Below are 18,158 nucleotides of genomic sequence, written 5' to 3'. Positions count from 1 at the left end.
TGCGGTATGCGGGGACAGTGGATGTCGAGGATCGCTACGCATCCGTGGTCATGATCTCCCGGAAGGATGATCCAGGACTCTGCAGCGGCGTCCTCATCAGCGATCGACTGGTTCTCACAGCCGGAAGCTGTGTGTGTCTCCAGCAGCCCTCCGGTAAATCCGCGGAGTCAGCCCCCCCCTCCCCCCAGGCTTCCTCGTGCGTCAAGCGCGTCTCCATCACGACGGTCTTCCATGGGGGGGACGTTGAGGCTCAGAGGGGGCGGAGACGGCTCCGAACCTACGAGGGGGACGTGCGACCCCATCCTGAGATGGAGTCCCGGGCAGCGACGCACGGCTTCAGGCTCTCTCGCGTGGATCTGGCCGTTATCCTCTTGGATGAACCCGTCCAGGAGCGGCCAGAGGAGGTGCTCCTGGCCGCGAACGAGGTTCGAGAAGGCGAAGCCCTGATCATGGCCGGCTACGGGAAGGATGAGGCCCTTGGAGGAGACTGGGGCGCCCGGTACTACCGGAAGAACAAGGCAACGCGGGCTCCCGGGGTGGAGGATGATCGGGTGCTCTATGAACAACAGGGCCCCTACGTCTATGACGGCTTCGTTGGAGGCCCCTGCTTCCGTGAAGGCCTAGGGGGTCGGTGGCTTGTTGGCATAGCGGGGGGCCGTTCGGAGAAGGAGCTCTCTTGCACGAGCCTTCATGTCCACCGGGAGTGGGTGCGCGCGGAGGTGCAGCGTGCGATGCAAGGAAGCTCTGCCCAGCCGTGAGGAGGAAAAGCCCGATGAACTCATTGAGGTTGCGCGCCATGTGCATCGCGTGGGCGGCCTGGCTCATGGCGTGTGCTGGCGGCGCCGCGAACAGCACCGTGACTCCAGAGTACGAGCGCACGGGCTTTGAGACGGAAGCGGGCGGGCTGACATCGGGGTTCGACATCTCTGTTTCGAGAGCTCGAGAGGACATCAAGAACCGCTATGAGGCTGTGGTACAGGTTCGGAGCGAGCGGGGAGCGTGTAGCGGCGTGTTCGTCACGCCCGAAGTGGTGCTGACGGCGGCTCACTGCTTGTGCGCGCCCGCAGATCCCAAGAGCCAGGCTCAGGTCATTGATGGTTCGGATTGCGTGACGAGCGCCACCGTCATGAGAGGCCTCCACGGCTCGGAAGAGGCGCCAGCGAGAGGGTCCCCTGGAGACAAGGGAAGGGTTCGAGTGCATCCAAGCTTCAGGGCTGAAATGGCCGGAGGCAAGCTGAAGTCGAACCTCGCGGACCTCGCGGTCGTACAGCTCGGTAGGCCGGTCGAAGGCATCAAGATCGATTTCCAGTTTCCAGCGCAAGAGGTCTCCATCGACGAGGAGCTCACCGTGGTGGGGTTCGGAGAGACACGTCACCGAGGGAAGGATGAAGGCACCCGGAGAGTGGGACACAATGCCGTCACGGACATCGTTCTCTCCTCAGGAGGTACTGGCTCTTTTCTGTTCCGCGCTCCCGGAGCACATACACATGCTGGGGACAGCGGTGGGCCTTGTTTTCGAGAGTCCCCAGCGGGGCGATGGCTGGTGGGTTTCAACAGCGGCCATGCGAATAGCGGCACGGTCTCCTGGTTTACGAGCACGTTCCACTTTCGTGCCTGGCTCGCGGAGCAGCTCCGGAAGAGAGACACGGATTGAGCATGGTCCACCATGTCAACCGGAGTTGTCGGCGCCGTAGGCCTCAGCGATGTCGCGCTCTTCCTGCAATTTCCACCAGGAAGTGGTGGAGATATGTATAGTCCTCGGAGAGGACTAATGGTGTTGTCCTCCAAGGGGGCATCATGAAGGCTTCTGGATTCGTATCAAACGGGTTGCTCGCGGCTTCCATGTTGATCTGGGGATTGAGTGCTGGCTGTGGATGGATCGGTGACGGGCAGGACTCCGAGAAGAGGAGTGCCAGAGCCGAGGTAGAGGGAGCGCAATGCATTGGCGGTGACAGCTACACGGTGCGACAGGGGACTTTCACTACCACCATCCACACCATCAAGGACAGCAAGAGCGCGCAAGAGTTCTACGCATACAGCGACTCCAGCGCGAACACGGGCCTTGAGGTATCCCAGGAAAGCACATTCTTCGTCTATCACGACACCACCTGGGATCAGTTCAGCTTGTTCATGATTCACGACAAGGCCGGGGATGAAAGTGGGGGCTCCATTCAGCTCGGCATCCAAGGGCTCAGCAATGCCTCAAGCGTGGCTGTGAATGACGAGTCTACTGAAGGCATCCAGAGCGTGCCCACGGACGTGACTACGGCCACCTGGAAATGGAACGACTGCTGCACGGATGGTACGGCCGTCACGTTCACGAGCAAGGAGATCTGCGTCACAATCGATCCGGAGGAGGTGAGCGGTATCAGCAAGTTGACCGTCGTTGAGGGCGCGGTGGGCAACTCGACGCGCACGCATCTTCCGAGCCTCACGGCCCCGTTCAGCATCTGCTTCAATCCGCCACCCTCGGCGGACCCGGGGCCACCGCAGGTGCTGGAGTGCACCGGCAATGGCGGGGCCACCGCGACACTGGATGGCTCTGGATCTTCAGACCCAAGGGGAAAGCCTCTCTCCTACAACTGGCTCATTGATGGGACGGTCCACCGGGCCGGGGCTGTCGTGAGCGAGTTCATGTCCACGGGCACCCACACCGCCGATCTGACTGTCAGCAATGGAGCCTGCCAGGACACGGCACGCACCACTGTTCAAGTCGTGGACACGCTCCCCCCTGTCGTCTCGGTAGCGGGCGCATCGGACCTGTGGCCGCCCAACCACAAGTACCGGAACCTCTCGCTCGAGGACTGTGGCATCTCCATCCAGGATGTCTGTGAGGGGAGTCTGGATCTGGCCACCGCCCAGGCGGCCATCTCCTGCGTCTCCTCGGACGAGCCGATCAACGGGCTGGGAGATGGCAACACCATGCCGGACATCATCTTCGTGGACTCCACCACGGTGATGCTGCGCTCCGAGCGCGGCGGGCCGCGCGACGGCCGTGTCTACAAGCTCTACTTCACCGTGAAGGACGCGGCCGGCAACACCACGTCGAGCCACTGCGTAGCGGGAGTGCCGCACGACCAGCGAGGGACGCCAGCGGTTGACAGCGGAGAGGCTTACCGCATGTGTCGGCAGTAGCGCCAGGGCTCCTCGCCTCCGGGAGCGGTCACCGCTTCCGAAGGCAAGCCGGTGCGCTACTCAGGCACAGGGGGACCTCTTCTGATAGGGGGGACGTTGAAGCCCTGACGATGAGCCACGGTGGAGAACTAGAAAGAAAAAGCCCCTTTCATGCCTCGCGGGTGGGGCATTCCCCATGGCCAACTGTTCGGAAATGTCGGGACTTTTCGCGCCCAAACCCCCGACATTTCCGAACAGTTGCTCACCGGGATGGCCCGACCCGCGAGGCATGAAATGAGGTAGCCTACCTGTGGCGTTGGCTCAGAGGCCGGCTTGACAGTGGTGCTCTACAAGCCCGTCGAACAGTTTGGCCCGGAGCCCGGCGAGCACCCCGAATTGTCGCCAGGCCGCACCAAGTGGGTGCGGAGTGAGCACGCGTTCTAGACTTCCCCGACACGGGCTCCATGCCAGCGCCGCTACCGAGAGGAGACGCCCATGGAAGTGCTTCATCCCAAGTGCGCGGGGCTGGAGGTGCACAAGGACAGCGGCAGGGGAGTGCGCGCGTATCGCGCAGGCGGGCGCGGTCCACCGACACGTGGAGAGGTTCGAAACGACGACCCGAGGGCTGCTGGCGCTGCATCAGTGGCTGGAGTCCCACGAATGCACGCACCTCGTCATGGAGGCCACGGGGGTATACTGGAAGCCTGTCTGGCACATGCTGGAGGGCAGCTTCGAGCTGGTGCTGGCCAACGCCGCCCAGGTGCGCAACGTGCCCGGCCGCAAGTCGGATAGGCGTGGACATGTCGCGCTTCCCCACCGCCGGCCACTTGGTTTCCTGGGCGGGCCTTTGTCCTCGAATGGATGAGAGCGCCGGCAAGCGCCGCTCCACCCGCATACGCAAAGGAGCTCCGTGGTTGAAGGACACCCTGGTGCAGTGCGCCTGGAGCGCTGCTCGCACCCGGGGCACCTACCTGCGCTCTCTGTTCCTGCGCCTCAAGAGCCGCCGCGGTCCCAAGAAGGCCTTCATCGCTCTGGCCGCCTCCATGCTCACTGCCGCCTACCATATGCTTACTCGGGGCGTGCTCTACGAGGATCTGGGCCAGGACTACTTCGAGCGCTCCAACAAGACCCAACTCACCCAGCGCCTGCTGCGCCGTCTTGAGGGCATGGGCCTCCACGTCACCGTGGCACCGACTCAGCAGGAGGCTTGACCACCTCTCCTGCCTGATCGACCCCTTATTTCTTTCTAGTCATCTCGCTGATCGCGCAGTGCCGCGCGAGATCATCGGTTCCCTCATCACTCACTCCACCAGCGAACCTTTGCGGTATGCAGAGTTTGCGAGGTGGGCTCCCGCGCGCCGAGGTGTGCGTGGAGCTGGGAAGCCTCGTCATTTCGCTGGCTTGTGCGGCACCTGGCCCAGGGCTTGAGTTTGCACAGTCCCGCTGCGCCACGTGAAGCCGATGAAGGCTCGCGGGGTTTGCGCGGAGACATGACCATGCAGCAGTCCTGGATTTCCATTCTTCGTCGGCTGAGCCTGGGGCTCGCCATGCTGGGTGTGGCGGGCGGAGCGCACGCCGAGCTCGGCAACCCGGCCTCCGACTCCGCCGCGTGCTGCCAGCTCACCACGTCACTGGTGAATGACGTGCTGCGCGGCAAGGACGTATCGGGCGACGAGCGCTTCTTCAGCGCCGAGGGCGCCCCACCCAACATCCACTTCCTCGTCGACACCTCGAGCTCCATGCGCGAGCTGCCGCAGGTGATCCTCGGCGGGCACGAGGCCTTCCTCGATCTCACCACCAACGGCTGCGAGAACCCGCGCCTGGATGCCTTCCAGGTCAGCCGTGGCTGGAACCCAGCCACCGTCTACCCGGTGCCGGATCCGGGCACGGGGCTGGGCCTGGACCAGGGTTTCCCCAACCTGTTCCAGGACGACAAGTTCTACGGCTACATGGAATGGGGAGACCTCACCAATCCGACGCCCCATTGGAACACCCGGGAGCAGGCCTGCCAGTCGCAGGTGACGGACTATGCTGGCACCGGCGCTGCCGAGTACGCCCTCTGTCTCACGTGCTTGAGCACCAAGGGCTACTTCAAGGAGCACGAGGCGCGGGGCCGTGACAACCCGCCGTACAATGTCGCGGGCTTCATCTTCTGGGGCCGCTTCCTCAACTTCAACCCGCCCAAGTACGTCACCGCCAAGGCGGTGCTCAAGTCCGTCATCAAGGACCTGAAGCGCGTGCGTGTCGGCATCAGCTACTTCACCAGCAGCACGCCCAACACGGCGATGCTCAAGCCGCAGAGCCCTTCGTGTCAGCAGATCGTCAGTGACGCCAGCGCCTTCGACAGCTATCGCGAGAGCTACATCGATGCCGTCAACGAGCTGAACTTCACCGCGGGCACGCCCCTGGCGCGCTCGCTGCTGAACCTGGGCTACTACTTCACCTCGGATGAGGGGGTGTACCGGGACGTGTTCGGCTTCGGCACCGGCTACAGCTACCCGAGCAGCGCCCCGAGCAACTTCCGCAACCCCTCGCTCAGCTCGCAGGACCGCAGCGTGTGCTGGGGCTGCCAGGTGTCCTCCGTCATCATCATCACGGACGGTGAGCCCTCCGGCGACAACCTGAGCAGCACGGTGGTCACCAAGCTGCGGCAGCTCCAGGGCCCGGTGTACTGCCCGGATACGGCCTCGTGCGGCAGCGGGACCGCGCCTGGCCGTGACAAGGGCTCCAACCCCGCCATCTACACGGACGACAACCCCCAGTACATGCTCGATGACGTGGCCAAGCTCCTGTTCGAGCAGGATCTGCAGCGCAACACGCCGCCCATTGTGGGGGACTTCAACACCGCCGGTAAGCAGAACCTCATCACGTACACGGTGGGCTTCGGCATCAACAGCAACCTCCTGAAGCACACCGCGGAGGTGGGCGGCGGCCTGTACTACACGGCCGACGACGCGGACAGCCTGAAGCAGGCGCTGCTGGACATCATCAACAGCGTGCAGACGCGGTCCACCTCTTTCTCGAGCCCCGCAGCCAGCACGCTGCAGGTGCGCAGCGCCAGCGCCACGCTCATTCCGCGCTTCAAGCCGGCCCGGAACAAGACGGCGCCCTGGCAGGGCTTCCTGTACCGGTTCGAGCAGGGGCCCGAGCGTCTGCTGGGCTGCCATCCGCAGAACCCCTCCGCGGGGGGAGACCTCAACCAGGACGGCGACTGCGACGACACGCTGCTGCTCGACGCGGCGGGGGACGCCATCATCGAGAACGACGAGGGTGACTTCGTGAAGCTCTTGAATCCGTTGACGCCTGCCGTGCCCATCTGGGAGGCCGGCGCGAAGCTGAAGGCGGGCGGCAACCAGAAGTGGATGGCCCGCCGCATCTACAGCATCGTGGACAGCAACGCGGACGGCAAGGTGGACTCCCGGGACACGCCGGTGGAGTTCAGCGAGGCCAACGCGAGCGTGCTGCGGGAGTACCTGGGCATCAGCCAGAACCCCGACGTGTGCTCGGACCTGGCCGCGCGCCTGGGCGAGCCTGCCCTGTCGCCGGACGACTGCGCCCGGCTCGTCATCCGCTGGTACCGCGGCGCGGACGCGCTCAACGCCGATCCGCTCCTGCGCGGCCTCGACAGGCCGTTCCTGCTCCACGACATCTTCCACTCCTCGCCGGTGAGCGTGGAGCCGCCCGCGCAGGCCCGCTTCTGCAGCTTCTCCCAGCAGTGCGTCTCGGCGCTGTTCTCCGGCTCCACGCTGCAGGACGACACCTCGCTCCCCGGTGGAGCGACGGTGAAGGCCTATGCGGCGTACCAGTACGAGGCAGGCAACCGGGACAAGCTCCTGCTGGTGGGCAGCAACGGCGGCATGCTGCACGCCTTCCACAACGGCAAGGCCCTGGGCGCGGGGGAGGTGGACTCGCTTACCGGCCAGTCCAAGTACGACCCGGGTACGGGCGAGGAGCTGTGGGCCTTCATTCCTCCGGACATGCTGCCCAAGCTGCGCCCCAACCTGGGCAAGCACGCCTACTTCGTGGACGGCACGCCCATGGTGCGGGACACGTGGCTGGATGGCACGGAGGGCGAGCCGGCTGACGGCAAGAAGCAGTGGAAGGAGTACCGCACGGTGGCCGTGGTGGGCACGGGCCGTGGCGGCGTGCACCGCTTCGCGCTGGATCTGACGCGCTTGCTGGGCCGCGACCCGGGCGACACCGACCACCGCGTGCCCAACCAGGCGGGGGACTTCCTGTGGATGTGGCCGCAGCCGTGCGACCCGCTGGCGCTGCAGGTGGGTGAGAGCTTCACCAACTACGCGCCGCAGCCGCCGCCCATCCTCCCGGTGGCCCTCACCGACGGCGCCGACAACGCCCTGAGGGACCTGTCCAGCACCCCTCACCCCAGCGAGACCTCGCCGTGGCTGATCGACAACACCCCGGCGCGTGAGCGCTGGGTGGTGGCCCTCAACGGCGGCTTCGACGAGCACATGCTGCGCGGCCGCGGCATGGCCATCGTGGACATCCGCACCGGCCACACCGTGTGGAGCTTCTTCCATGGGGACGGGCAGAGCCGCTCGGAGCACCTGCGCTACCCGATCGGCGCGGGCCTCTCCGTGCTGGACATCGGCCAGGCCAACAACGCGCTCTCGGATGCCGACAAGCTGTTCGACTCGGCCACGGTGGGCGACTACGGCGGGCAGCTGTGGATGGTGCGCATGTGGAAGCCGGGCGCATGGGACAGCACCAAGAAGCAGGTGAACAACTGGTTCGCCGCGCGCTCCTTCCGCGTGGCCAACCTGGCGGGAAGGACCGGAGACCCGGAGGCCCTGCGTGCGCCCTTCAGCTACATGACCGTGAACGCCCTGCAGCCCGACACTGGCTTCCTGCGCACCTTCGTGGGCACCGGTGACCGGGAGAACCTGCTGGAGAAGGGCACCGGCTGCCGGCTGTCCAACCCGCGCGCCTGCGCCGTGCAGGGCTGCGGCGTCAACAACACCCTCACCATCGAGCGAGGCGGCTCCACCGTGTACACCACCAACGCCACCTACCAGGACTTCCACTACACCGCAGGCAGCGCCACCCCGGCCTCCGCGGGCCCGGCCTGTGGCGGTTCTCGGGTGACGCTCACGTGGAACAACGACGCGGCCAACGGCTGCGGCAACGGCAATGATGGCTCGCTCCAGTACACCTGCGATGGTGACTCCTCTTCCTGGAGCTGCCGCGAGACGGCCAACACCTGGACGGCGCTCAACTACCTCCAGAGCGCCGCGCCCTACCCGCAGCGCTACTACGGCGTGTGGACGTATGGAGGCACCGACCCGCTGCGCCGCTTCAACAGCGACGCCGAGGCGGCGGCCTACGACGGCAGCCTCTTCACGGATGCAAATCTGGTGAACGTCAGCAACTTCAACGGCAGTGGCCAGGTCACCAGTAATCCGTCGGCCTCGCCCTCGGGCAAGGGGTGGTACCTCGAGTACGGCGTGGCCAACGAGCGCACCGGCACCACGGGCACCCTGATCAGCGGCTGCGTGCTGTGGAGCTCGTTCGAGCCCAGCGGCTCGTCCGGCGCGGTGTGCTCGACGACGGGCACCAACGTGGCGCGCCTGTACCAGGCCAACTTCGCCACGGGCGAGGCCAACTGCGCGCAGAGCTTCTACACGCAGGCCAGCGATTCCTGGACGCGCTACCACCAGACTTCGACCGTGGCTGCTCCGGCCGAGCCGGCGATGCAGGTGTCCATCGGCGGTGGGCTGATCTCGATCGACACGAACCAGCAGGGCCCTGGCCAGCAGGACACCACCCGGGTCCACCAGACCGATGAGGGCGTGAGGTCGCTCTACCAACTGGAGCTGGATCCTCGCAGCCACGAGTGCCGCCACGAAGGCGTCGCGACGGCCTGTCAGTAAGGACCGCCTGAAAGCACGAAGGGCTCGGAACCCACCCTCGGTTCCGAGCCCTTCTCATGTGCGGGCTGCTCCTTCGCGGGGGCCGCGGGCTGCTACTTCGCGGGGGCCGCCTGCTCGGCAGCAGCAGCAGCGGCTTGCTGCGCCGCCTGCTTCTCCTTGAACTTCTTCTGGGCCTCGGAGAACTTCTGCGTGAGCTCCTCGTACTGCTTCGAGAAATCCTCCGCGCGCTTCTGGTGCTCCGCCGCGCGGGCCAGCGCCTCGTCCACCTTGGCCTTCTTCTTGGTCTCCTTGGCCTCCAGCTGCGCGATCTGCATCATCTTCTGCTCGTGCATGACGTACTTGGCCATCACGATGCGCTTGTTGATGTACGTGAACGGGTACTCGGGGTTGAGGGCGATGACTTGGTCCAGGTAGGCGAGGGCCTTGTCCAGGTGCTCTGGCACTGCCACCGCGTCCTTGTTCTCCGTGCCGCCGCGCTTCGAGTAGATCGCCGCGAGCCAGCCCAGGCTGGCCTCATCCTTGGCGTTGAGCTTCAGGGCCTCGTTGAACTTCACCTCGGCCGCGTCCAGGTTGCCGGCCTTCAGGTAGGTGTCCGCGATGACGCGGTAGAGCTCGGCCTTCTCCTCGGGGGTGTTCTTGGTCTCCATGACCTTGAGGAGCGCCTTCTCGGCCTCCTCGGGCTGCCCGGCCTGGCGGAACTCGTCCGCGACGACGCGGTAGAGCTCGTCCCGCTTCACCGCCGGGTCCTTCGTCACCTCCACGTACTTCAGGAGCGCCACCGCGGCCTTGTCGTGCTCGCCGATCTGCTGATGGGCGAAGGCCTTCTCCTTCCAGGTCTTCTCCTGGTTGGGGTCCGCCTGGATGGCCAGCTCGTACTGCTCGATGGCGAGCTTGAACTCCTTCTTGTTGAGGTGGTTGGTGGCCTTGGCGCGAGCCTCCTTCGCGGGGTCGGCCTTGCCTTCACAGCCCAGCGTCCCCGTGAGGGTGAGCACTCCCAGCACCAGTCCGACTCTTCCCAGTCTCTTCATGCGCATGCCTTTCGAGCGGTGCCGGGACTCCTGGAGCTCGGCACGGTTTGAAATGAGGTGGCCCCCGAGCGGACGTGCGACGCCCGCCCCATCAGGCGCGGCAGCATACCCGAAGTCGATCCGCGCGCCCCCTCCCAGGTGGGGTCTTGGTTCCTACCCAGGGGAGGGGCACGGGAGCCGCCAGTCCCCCGCTCAGGACAGCAGCCGGGCCGGCCTGGACCCTCCAGGAGCGGGTCGGGCACCGGGAGCTGACTGGAGCATGTCTGGCTTCACCCGAGGTGCAGTCCTGCACTCGCGCTGGAGCGGGTGATCCGTGATGGCGGATGCGCTGTAACCTACTGGGAGCGCTCCCAGAGCGAGTCGCCCGACGAGCTGGGCACCTCTCGCGAGGAGCGTGTCTACCACTGGACGGCTCCTGCTACCGGCAACAGCAGGTCAGGGCTTCCCGCCTGGGAAGTCGGCCCAGTAGGTGTCCGGCAGCGGGTTGTTTCCCCGATCGCTGCGCGGGCCGTCTCCGTCCGGGATGTCGTCGACGCCGCCGATGTCCCCGTGCTCCTCCTCCTCCTCGGTGCTCTTGCGGGAGCCGCGCGGCTCCTCGCCCGGTGCGTCCCGGCGGGGGCGGGTGGCCGGCTCCTCGTGACTGGGGCTCGTCGGGCGCCCGAACATGTCCTCGGCTGGCTGGGTTCCAGGCCGCTTGGTGTCCTGCTTCGCCATGATGGAAGTTCCTCCGCAGACAACGGTCATGGCGCCGCCTGCCCGCTGCAAGCGGGCGGAAATGCAGGGCCCCAGGGCAGGCGAGGGAGCGGGGGCTCGGCCGGTGTCGCAGGTGTCCGACCCGACCCGGATCCGATGTTCGGAGCAGGGGCGCTCACCCCCGGGATACTCTACCGGCCCGTGCTCCGAGGACCGACATGACGATTCACAAGGTGCTGCTCGTGGATGACGAGGAGGACATCCGCACCGTGGGCCACCTGAGCCTCAGTCGCGTGGGGGGCTGGCAGACCGTGCTGGCCGCCTCGGGCGCCGAGGCCGTGAGCCAGGCCGCAGCCGAGCGGCCAGATCTCATCCTCCTGGACGTGATGATGCCCGGCATGGACGGGCCCACCACCTTCGGTCAGCTCCGAGCACAGGAGTCCACCGCGCATACCCCCATCATCTTCATGACGGCGAAGAGCCAGAAGCAGGAGGTGGCGAGCTACCTGGAGCTGGGTGCCGTCGGCGTCATCAGCAAGCCTTTCGATCCCATGACACTGCCCTCCGAGATCAAGAAGCTGCTGCCGTCCTCCTGAGCTCGAATGACGACACCGTGGGTGAAGACGCAGCTGTCGAAGCCCTTGGTGGGCCTGGCGTCCGTGGCGCTCGTGCTGCTGTGCACCCTCTTCGTGCTCGATCGCTTCGGGCGTCTGTCCGAGCACGCGCGCGTCACCTTCTTCATCGTGGCGCTGCTGCTGGGCCTCTACGGGGTGGTGCGGCTGGGGCGCAGGAGCGCCGCGCTCCATGCACTCAACTCGGAGCTGGAGCGCCGTGTGGAGGAGCGCACCGCAGCGCTCGCCGCCACCCACGCGGAGCTGCGCGAGAGCAAGGCGCGCAAGGCCGCCATCCTCGAGAGCTCGGTGGACGGCATCATCACGCTGGACGAGGCCCACCGCATCCTGGACTTCAACCCTGCCGCCGAGCGCCTCTTCCGCCTGCCGCGAGCGGTGGCGCTGGGAAGGGACTTCCTGTCACTGGGCCTGGCGGCCTCCGTCTCGCCCGAGCTGCGAGAGGGAGTCATGTGGGCGCTCCGGGCGGACGTCCAGCCGGGCCGGGCCGCGCGCCTGGAGCTGTCCAGCGTGCGTGCAGATGGGGACGTGTTCCCCTCGGAGCTCACCCTCACCCGCGTGGCCGCCGAGGGCCCTCCGCGCTTCACCGCCTATGTGCGCGACATCACCGAGCGCAAGGAGGTGGAGCGGATGAAGAGCGAGTTCGTCTCCGTCGTCAGTCACGAGCTGCGCAACCCCCTCACCTCCATCCGCGGCTCGCTGGGGCTGCTGGAGGGGGGCGTGCTCGGCGAGCTCCCCTCTCCCGTGCTGGACATGGTGCGCATTGCCAGCACCAACGCCGAGCGCCTCATCCGCCTGATCAACGACATCCTGGATCTGGAGAAGATGGAGGCGGGCAAGGTGGAGCTACGGCTCCAGCCGGTGGAGGTGGCCGAGGTGGTCGAGGCCACGCTGGGCGGCCTGCGAGGCATGGCGGACACTTCGAAGGTGGAGCTGCACGCGGAGGTGGGTGGCACCGGGCAGGTGCGGGCAGACCGGGATCGGCTCATCCAGGTGCTCACCAACCTGGTCTCCAACGCCATCAAGTTCTCTCCCTCGGGGGGCAGGGTGACGGTGCGGGCCCTGAGCGAGGTGCAGGGGCGGGTGCGCTTCGAGGTGGTGGATCAGGGGCCGGGCATTCCCGTGGAGAAGCGCGCGAAGCTGTTCGGCAGGTTCCAGCAGCTGGACAGCCCGAGCACGCGCTCGGTGGGTGGCACGGGGCTGGGGCTGGCCATCTCGCAGGCCATCGTCGAGCAGCACGGCGGCCACATCGAGGTGCAGGGCGAGCCGGGCGAGGGGGCCACCTTCACCTTCTCGCTGTCGGCGGTGAAGCTGGACTCGAGCTCGCTCTCCCGGGTGCGGGATGAGTCCCGCTACAGCGCGCTGGTGGTGACGGCGGACACGGGGCTGTCCGCCCTGCTGCGGGGCCTGCTCACCCGCGAGGGCTACAGGGTGCTGCGCGCCGGCTCGCGAGCCGAGGCGGAGAAGCACCTGGAGGCGGGCGCGCCGGACGTGCTGGTGCTGGAGGCACGGCTGCCGGACGACGAGGGGCTGGCGCTGGTGCGGCGGTGGCGCGAGGAGCCGGTCACCCGCGAGCTGCCCGTGGTGATGCTGGCCGAGCGCGTGCCGCCCGAGGGCGCGGGCCTGCCGCGGGTGGACTGGGTGAAGCGGCCGCTGGATGAGGCGTCCTTCCTCCGGGCCGTGCGCCATGCCATCCGCGCGCCCGGCCCCGCGCGAGTCCTGGTGGTGGATGATGAGGCGGAGCTGCGGCGCTTGCTGCGCTCGCACCTCGAGAAGCTGGGCGCGGCCTGCGTCGAGGCCGCGCATGGGGCACGCGCGGTGGAGCTGGCGCGCGAGGCGGCGCCGGACCTCATCATCCTGGATGTGCAGCTGCCCGAGCTGGATGGCTTCGAGGTGGTGGACATGCTCCGCCAGGGCAAGCTCCGCGGCCTGCCGCTCATCGTCTTCACCGTGCGGGAGCTGACCCCCGCGGAGCTGCGCCAGCTCACGCTCGGCACCACGCGGCTCATCCCCAAGGGGCCCAGGGCCGAGGAGGAGCTGCTCGAGGTGGCGCAGGAGCTGCTGGGAGAGCTGCTCGGTGAGTCCGAGTCCCGGAGGGCCGCCTCATGAGCGGCACGGTCCTCTTCCTCGAGAAGGATCGCGAGCTGCAGGTCGTCATGCCCGGGTACCTGCGCGAGCGGGGCTACCGAGTGGAGTCCGCCCGCAGCGTGCAGGAGGCACGAGCCATTCTGGCGAGCGCTCCGATGGATGTGGCGGTGGTGGACAGCCAGGTGCCGGGAATGGTGGACCTGGACTTCCTCCAGGAGCTGCGTCGCCGGTGGCCCGTGCTGCCCCTCCTCCTGGCCGCGGCCCGCTGGAAGGACGTGAAGAGCCACGAGCAGCTCCTCCAGGCGCTGCGCGTGGGGCGCATCCTCCAGAAACCCTATACGCCGCAGGAGCTCTTCATCTGGGTGGAGCAGGCGCTGGCCTGGCAGAACCCGGGCGCTGTCCCCGGCAAGCCCCAGGTCCTCTCGGATCTGGCGGCCGAGCTGGCGGCGGCGAATGCCGAGTACGGCCGGCACCTGCGGCGAAGGTTGGCCTCGCTGACGGAGTCGGTGGCGCGGGCGCGCTCGGGCTCTCGCGAGGCCTTGGAGGCGGCGTACTACGACGCCCACAAGCTCCATGGCTCGGCCGGCTCGTTCGGCTTCGCCCAGGTAGGCGAGGTAGCGGGGCGGCTGGAGGCGCTGGTGAGGCCGGGGCGCGAGGAGCTCGCGGTGGACTGGGAGGCCACCGAGGCTGCGCTGCGCGACCTGGCCGAGACCATCTCCGGCCCCACCCCGGTGGAGGCCGCACCCAAGCCCACGAGCCTCATGGGCACGGTGTTGGTGGTGGACGACGACGCGGACTGGCTGGCCGAGGTGGAGAGGATGGGCCAGGAGCAGGAGGTGCAGGTCGTCGTGGCCCAGGACGTGGAGGAGGCGCTGGAGCGGGCGGGCAAGCAGTGGCTGGATGGGGCGCTGCTGCATGTGCACCTGGGGGGCCCCGAGGGTGGCTTCGCGGCGGCGGCGCGGCTGCGGAGCGAAGAGGGGCTGCACGCGCTGCCGCTGGCCTTCTTCAGCGCGGAGGGGGATCTGGCACACCGGGTGGCAGCGGCCCACGCGGGCGGCTCGCTGTACCTGCCGAGGCCCTTCGAGCCGGCGGACCTCGCCGGGGCGGTGGAGCGGCTCGTGGCGGCCCGGCGCCCGGAGCACTCGCAGGTGCTGCTGCTGGCGGACAGCGAGGAAGTCCGGCGCTCGGTGGGCCAGGCCGGCGCCAGGCTCCAAGTGGAGGTGACGGCGCTGGCAGATCCCTTCCAGCTTCTGGAGGCACTGGCCAAGCACCGGCCGGAGCTGCTGCTGGTGGATGTGGACCTGCCGGGGCCGAGCGGGTTCGATCTGTGCCGCATCATCCGCTCCATGCCCGAGTGGCAGCAGCTGCCCATCCTCCTCATCGCCGCGCAGCTGGGGCAGGAGTTCCGGGTGGCGGCCTTCGAGGCCGGCGCGGACGACTACCTGGCGAAGCCGGTGCTGCGCGCGGAGCTGGTGGCCCGCATGCACTTGAGGCTCGAGCGGGTCCGGCTGACGCGCGAGCGCTCCGAGCGGGATGCGCTCACCGGGCTGCTCTTGCGGCGGCCCTTCCTCGAGGCCCTGCGCGCCCGGCTGTCCGAGGCTCGGCGCCACCAGCGGCCGCTGGCGCTGTGCTTCCTGGACGTGGATCACTTCAAGCGGGTGAATGACACCTACGGCCACATGGCGGGGGACCACGTCCTCTCGCGCCTGGGGCGGCTGCTGGCCACGCGCTTCCGCCGGGAGGACGTGCGCGCTCGGTGGGGCGGCGAGGAGTTCATCGTGGCGTTGATGGGAGAGACGGCCGCGAGCGCGCGGGAGATCCTCACGCGTGCGGCGGTGGAGCTGGCAAAGGTGGAGTTCTCGGGCGAGCGGGAGGAGTCATTCCACGTCACCTTCAGCGCCGGCATCGCCGAGTTCCCGAAGGATGGAGAGGGCGCCGACGCGCTGCTGCGCGAGGCGGACGCGCGGCTCTACCGGGCCAAGGCCAACGGCCGCAATCGCATTGAGATTTGATCCGGGACTGTTCAGCAGCAGTTCTTACAGAAGGGGGACTGGAGATCATCCAGCCTGGGTGTGCTTGACTCGCGCTAAGCGGGTGATTTCTCACAAACGGAGCAAGGCGCGCGCCTTGCAGTGGGAGGGGACATCGGAGACACACCATGTCGCACCCACGCTCAGCGCTCCCAACATACTACCGCGTCGAGCTCGCACCCGAGGCCTGGCGGGAGGTGGGGTGTGTCCCTGCGGCGGAGTTCCAGGTGCTGCAGGATGTGATTGAGCTGCTGGCGGTCGAAGGCACTCCGTACGAGCAAGGTGAGGGCCCGTACTCTATTACGGTGGCAGGCTTCGAGCTGCAGTACACGCGGGATGAGGCGGCACGCAACCTCACGCTGCACCGCGTGGCGCGAGCCCTCCGGAAGCCAGAAGAGGCCGCGTAGCTCTCGCTCGAGCGCCTGCTGGAGGATCCCCAGGACTCACGGCTCGCGGAAGATGAGCAGGCCGCGCGAGGAGTCCACCACGTACACGTACCCATCCCCTGGCACGCGCATGCCGAGGGCGCCCTCGTAGAAGCTGTAGCCGCGCTCGAAGTCCGTCTCGCGGAAGGTGTTGAAGTAGGCGAGCTGTCGGGGCTGCGAGGGCTCGGACACGTCCAGCACGCGCACGCCCTCGTGGTACCAGGCGACATAGAGCCGTGTGCCGACCAGCACCATGTTGTGGATGGAGGACTGCGAGCGCAGCTGGAACTCGCCGATCTTCACCACCTTGTCTGGATCGGTGACGTCCAGCACGCGCAGGTGCGCGTCGTAGCTCTCGCCCCCCTCGAAGGCGATGGTGCGGCCGGCAAGGGTGCCCACCGCGGAGGCGTGGCTCGTCTGGTTCTTGTACTGGTACTTGCCCACCTGCTTGAAGCGGGAGGGGTTGCTGACGTCCACGACGAGGTACCCCAGGTTCCAGTGGTTGACGTAGAGCCGCCCCTGGTACGCGAACGCATCATGCGGGTAGCCCGTCTGACCGTCCTCCGCGGAGAAGCGGGTGAGCAGCACGGGCTCCAGGGGCTGGGCGATGTCGAACAGCAGCGTCTCGCTTTGGGGGCTGGGAGACATGGCGTACAGCCGGTCCCCCTCCACGAAGACGGTGTGCACGTCGATGGGCGCTTCGGGCAGGCTCTTCAGGAAGAAGGGCTGGCCGGGATCAATAATGTCGAAGACGAGCACCCCGCGCGTCGCGCTGGCCACGTAGAGCGCATCGCCCTTGGACCAGACGCCGTTCCAGTAGCTGTCCCCCGGCAGCGTCACCCTGCTCTGGAAGACGGGCTTCGCCGGGTCTCTCACGTCGAACACGGTGAGGCCGCCAGTGCGCGCATGCATGTCCACGGACACCACGTACGCGTGCCCCTTCGCGACATAGATGTCCACTGGCACGCCCAGGGACACGAAGGACTCGGAGACGAGCTGGATGCCCTCGGCCTCCTGCTCTCCCTCGCGCCGTGTGGCGTGGAGGGCCTCGAAGGTGCCGCGCGTGCGCACCTCGCCATTGCGGCAGACGACGTAGCACCCGGTGAGCTGCTGGGAGCTGGAGAGCTGACAACCGGCATAGGAAGTCACGGCCATGTCGCCGTTGGCGAGGCGGGTCTCCCGGCTGAGGTAGAAGGTGTCAGCGCCTCGTGAGTCCACGCGGCTGGGGCCACCCGCGATGATGCTGGGTTCGCTGCCTCCCGACAGCTTCATCGCGCTGGCGTAGAGGACTCCGCCCGTGGAAGAGGCGCTCGACAGGGCGCGGTTCTTCAGGATGTAGACGCCTTCGGTGGGGGCGTTGGCCAGCGTGGCGCGATCGCAGCTCGACAGATTGAAGCGGCTCAGCTCGCCGCACGAGGCAACGGCCTGGACCGCGTGACTGCACGGCGCCAGGGCCCCCGTGTCCACCGCATCGCCGTTCTCCGGCAGGGCGGGCCAGGGACTGTCTGCCTCGTCCGAGCGGCAGCCAACAACAGACAGGACGCAGGCGGCGAGGCAGGCCCACGCGCCAAGGGTGCGAGTCATGAGGGGAGCTCCCGTTGAGCGGCGCCACCCCCGGCGGGCGGCGTCAGAACGGAAGGACAGCTTAGGCGTGCTGGGCCCAGAGCGGGAAGCGGCTCTAGGCGTACCGTGGACTCACGGGCGCTGAGGCAGCAGGCGGGTGACGCGCGCCAGCAGGGTGTGAATGGAGAAGGGCTTGGCGACGAAGTCCACGGCCCCCTCGTTGTACAGCTTCATCACGTCCTCGTCGCGGATGCGCGCGGAGAGCACCAGGGCGCGCACGGGCGAGGAGGCTTCGCGCAGCGCGCGCAGCACCTCGATGCCCGAGCGCCGGGGCATGTGCACATCCAGCAGCAGCAGGTCCACCGGCGTGAGGGAGGGGTTGAGCAGCCGGGTGAGGGCCTCCTCGCCATCCTCGACTGTCTCCACCACGTAGCCCTCCGCCTCGAGCAACCGCTGGAGCACCCGGCGCAGCGCGGGCTCATCGTCCGCGACGAGGATGCGGTGCGAGCGGCCTTGAGCGCCCTCGGCCGGACGGGAAGCCGCACCTGGGCGGGCCGGGGGGGCCGAGCTTCCACCTTCGCCCTGCGGGGGAGTGAGGCGGACCGGCGGTGGTGTGGGGAGGCTGGCGGAAGGCAGCGCGGGACGGGAGCCGGTGGAGGGGCCGGTGCCGAAGGACTCCTTCTCCACGCGCAGGGGG

The 18,158-nt window shown here is 67.6% G+C and carries 12 protein-coding genes and 1 pseudogene; 9 read left to right on the top strand and 4 right to left on the bottom strand.

The features are described from left to right. The first annotated feature begins 290 nt into the window (after positions 1 to 290). The 5 genes and pseudogenes from VD972_RS22815 to VD972_RS22795 all read left to right on the top strand — a co-directional run bounded on the left by VD972_RS22815 (position 291) and on the right by VD972_RS22795 (position 9,005). Positions 291 to 758 carry a hypothetical protein gene (locus tag VD972_RS22815; RefSeq protein ID WP_324990349.1) on the top strand — a complete coding sequence of 156 codons (468 nt, stop codon included), beginning with the start codon at positions 291 to 293 and terminating at the stop codon, positions 756 to 758. Beyond that, positions 755 to 1,654 carry a trypsin-like serine protease gene (locus VD972_RS22810; RefSeq protein ID WP_324990347.1) on the top strand — a complete coding sequence of 300 codons (900 nt, stop codon included), beginning with the start codon at positions 755 to 757 and terminating at the stop codon, positions 1,652 to 1,654. Before VD972_RS22815 ends, VD972_RS22810 begins: the two co-directional genes overlap by 4 nt. Before the next feature lie 143 nt (positions 1,655 to 1,797). Further along, positions 1,798 to 3,135, top strand: a complete 1,338-nt coding sequence (locus VD972_RS22805) for a PKD domain-containing protein (protein WP_324990346.1) — start codon at positions 1,798 to 1,800, stop codon at positions 3,133 to 3,135. Between the two features lie 474 nt (positions 3,136 to 3,609). After that, positions 3,610 to 4,325, top strand: a pseudogene (locus tag VD972_RS22800) (transposase). A gap of 285 nt (positions 4,326 to 4,610) precedes the next feature. Continuing rightward, positions 4,611 to 9,005 carry a pilus assembly protein PilY gene (locus VD972_RS22795; RefSeq protein ID WP_324990344.1) on the top strand — a complete coding sequence of 1,465 codons (4,395 nt, stop codon included), beginning with the start codon at positions 4,611 to 4,613 and terminating at the stop codon, positions 9,003 to 9,005. Between the two features lie 92 nt (positions 9,006 to 9,097). Here the strand turns inward: VD972_RS22795 and VD972_RS22790 are convergent, their stop codons facing one another. Continuing rightward, complete coding sequence (locus VD972_RS22790; RefSeq protein WP_324990342.1) at positions 9,098 to 10,033, bottom strand: hypothetical protein; 936 nt, start codon at positions 10,031 to 10,033, stop codon at positions 9,098 to 9,100. A 435-nt stretch (positions 10,034 to 10,468) separates the two neighbouring features. Further along, entirely contained in the window at positions 10,469 to 10,747 is a 279-nt protein-coding gene (locus VD972_RS22785) for a hypothetical protein (RefSeq protein WP_324990341.1), read from the bottom strand. A 197-nt stretch (positions 10,748 to 10,944) separates the two neighbouring features. On the opposite strand from VD972_RS22785, the gene VD972_RS22780 reads away from it, so the two are divergent. From VD972_RS22780 to VD972_RS22765, 4 genes are all read left to right on the top strand, one after another. Next, complete coding sequence (locus VD972_RS22780) at positions 10,945 to 11,322, top strand: response regulator (protein ID WP_324990339.1); 378 nt, start codon at positions 10,945 to 10,947, stop codon at positions 11,320 to 11,322. 6 nt (positions 11,323 to 11,328) lie between these two features. Further along, a complete protein-coding gene (locus tag VD972_RS22775; protein WP_324990337.1) occupies positions 11,329 to 13,464 on the top strand; it encodes an ATP-binding protein in 2,136 nt (711 codons plus the stop codon). Beyond that, entirely contained in the window at positions 13,461 to 15,455 is a 1,995-nt protein-coding gene (locus tag VD972_RS22770) for a response regulator (protein ID WP_324990335.1), read from the top strand. Before VD972_RS22775 ends, VD972_RS22770 begins: the two co-directional genes overlap by 4 nt. A 146-nt stretch (positions 15,456 to 15,601) precedes the next feature. Then, on the top strand, positions 15,602 to 15,880 hold the full coding sequence (locus VD972_RS22765) for a hypothetical protein (RefSeq protein WP_324990334.1): 279 nt from the start codon (positions 15,602 to 15,604) through the stop codon (positions 15,878 to 15,880). 36 nt (positions 15,881 to 15,916) lie between these two features. On the opposite strand, the gene VD972_RS22760 is transcribed toward VD972_RS22765, so the two are convergent. Together VD972_RS22760 and VD972_RS22755 are read right to left on the bottom strand one after the other, a co-directional pair. Further along, complete coding sequence (locus VD972_RS22760; protein WP_324990332.1) at positions 15,917 to 17,482, bottom strand: hypothetical protein; 1,566 nt, start codon at positions 17,480 to 17,482, stop codon at positions 15,917 to 15,919. Between the two features lie 111 nt (positions 17,483 to 17,593). Continuing rightward, positions 17,594 to 18,158 (bottom strand): response regulator transcription factor (locus tag VD972_RS22755; protein ID WP_324990330.1); only part of this gene is annotated, 565 nt, incomplete at its 5' end.

This window comes from Hyalangium sp., from assembly GCF_035629615.1.
In the GTDB taxonomy this organism is placed as follows: Bacteria; Myxococcota; Myxococcia; order Myxococcales; family Myxococcaceae; genus Hyalangium.
This window is presented reverse-complemented; position numbering and strand designations above follow the sequence as displayed.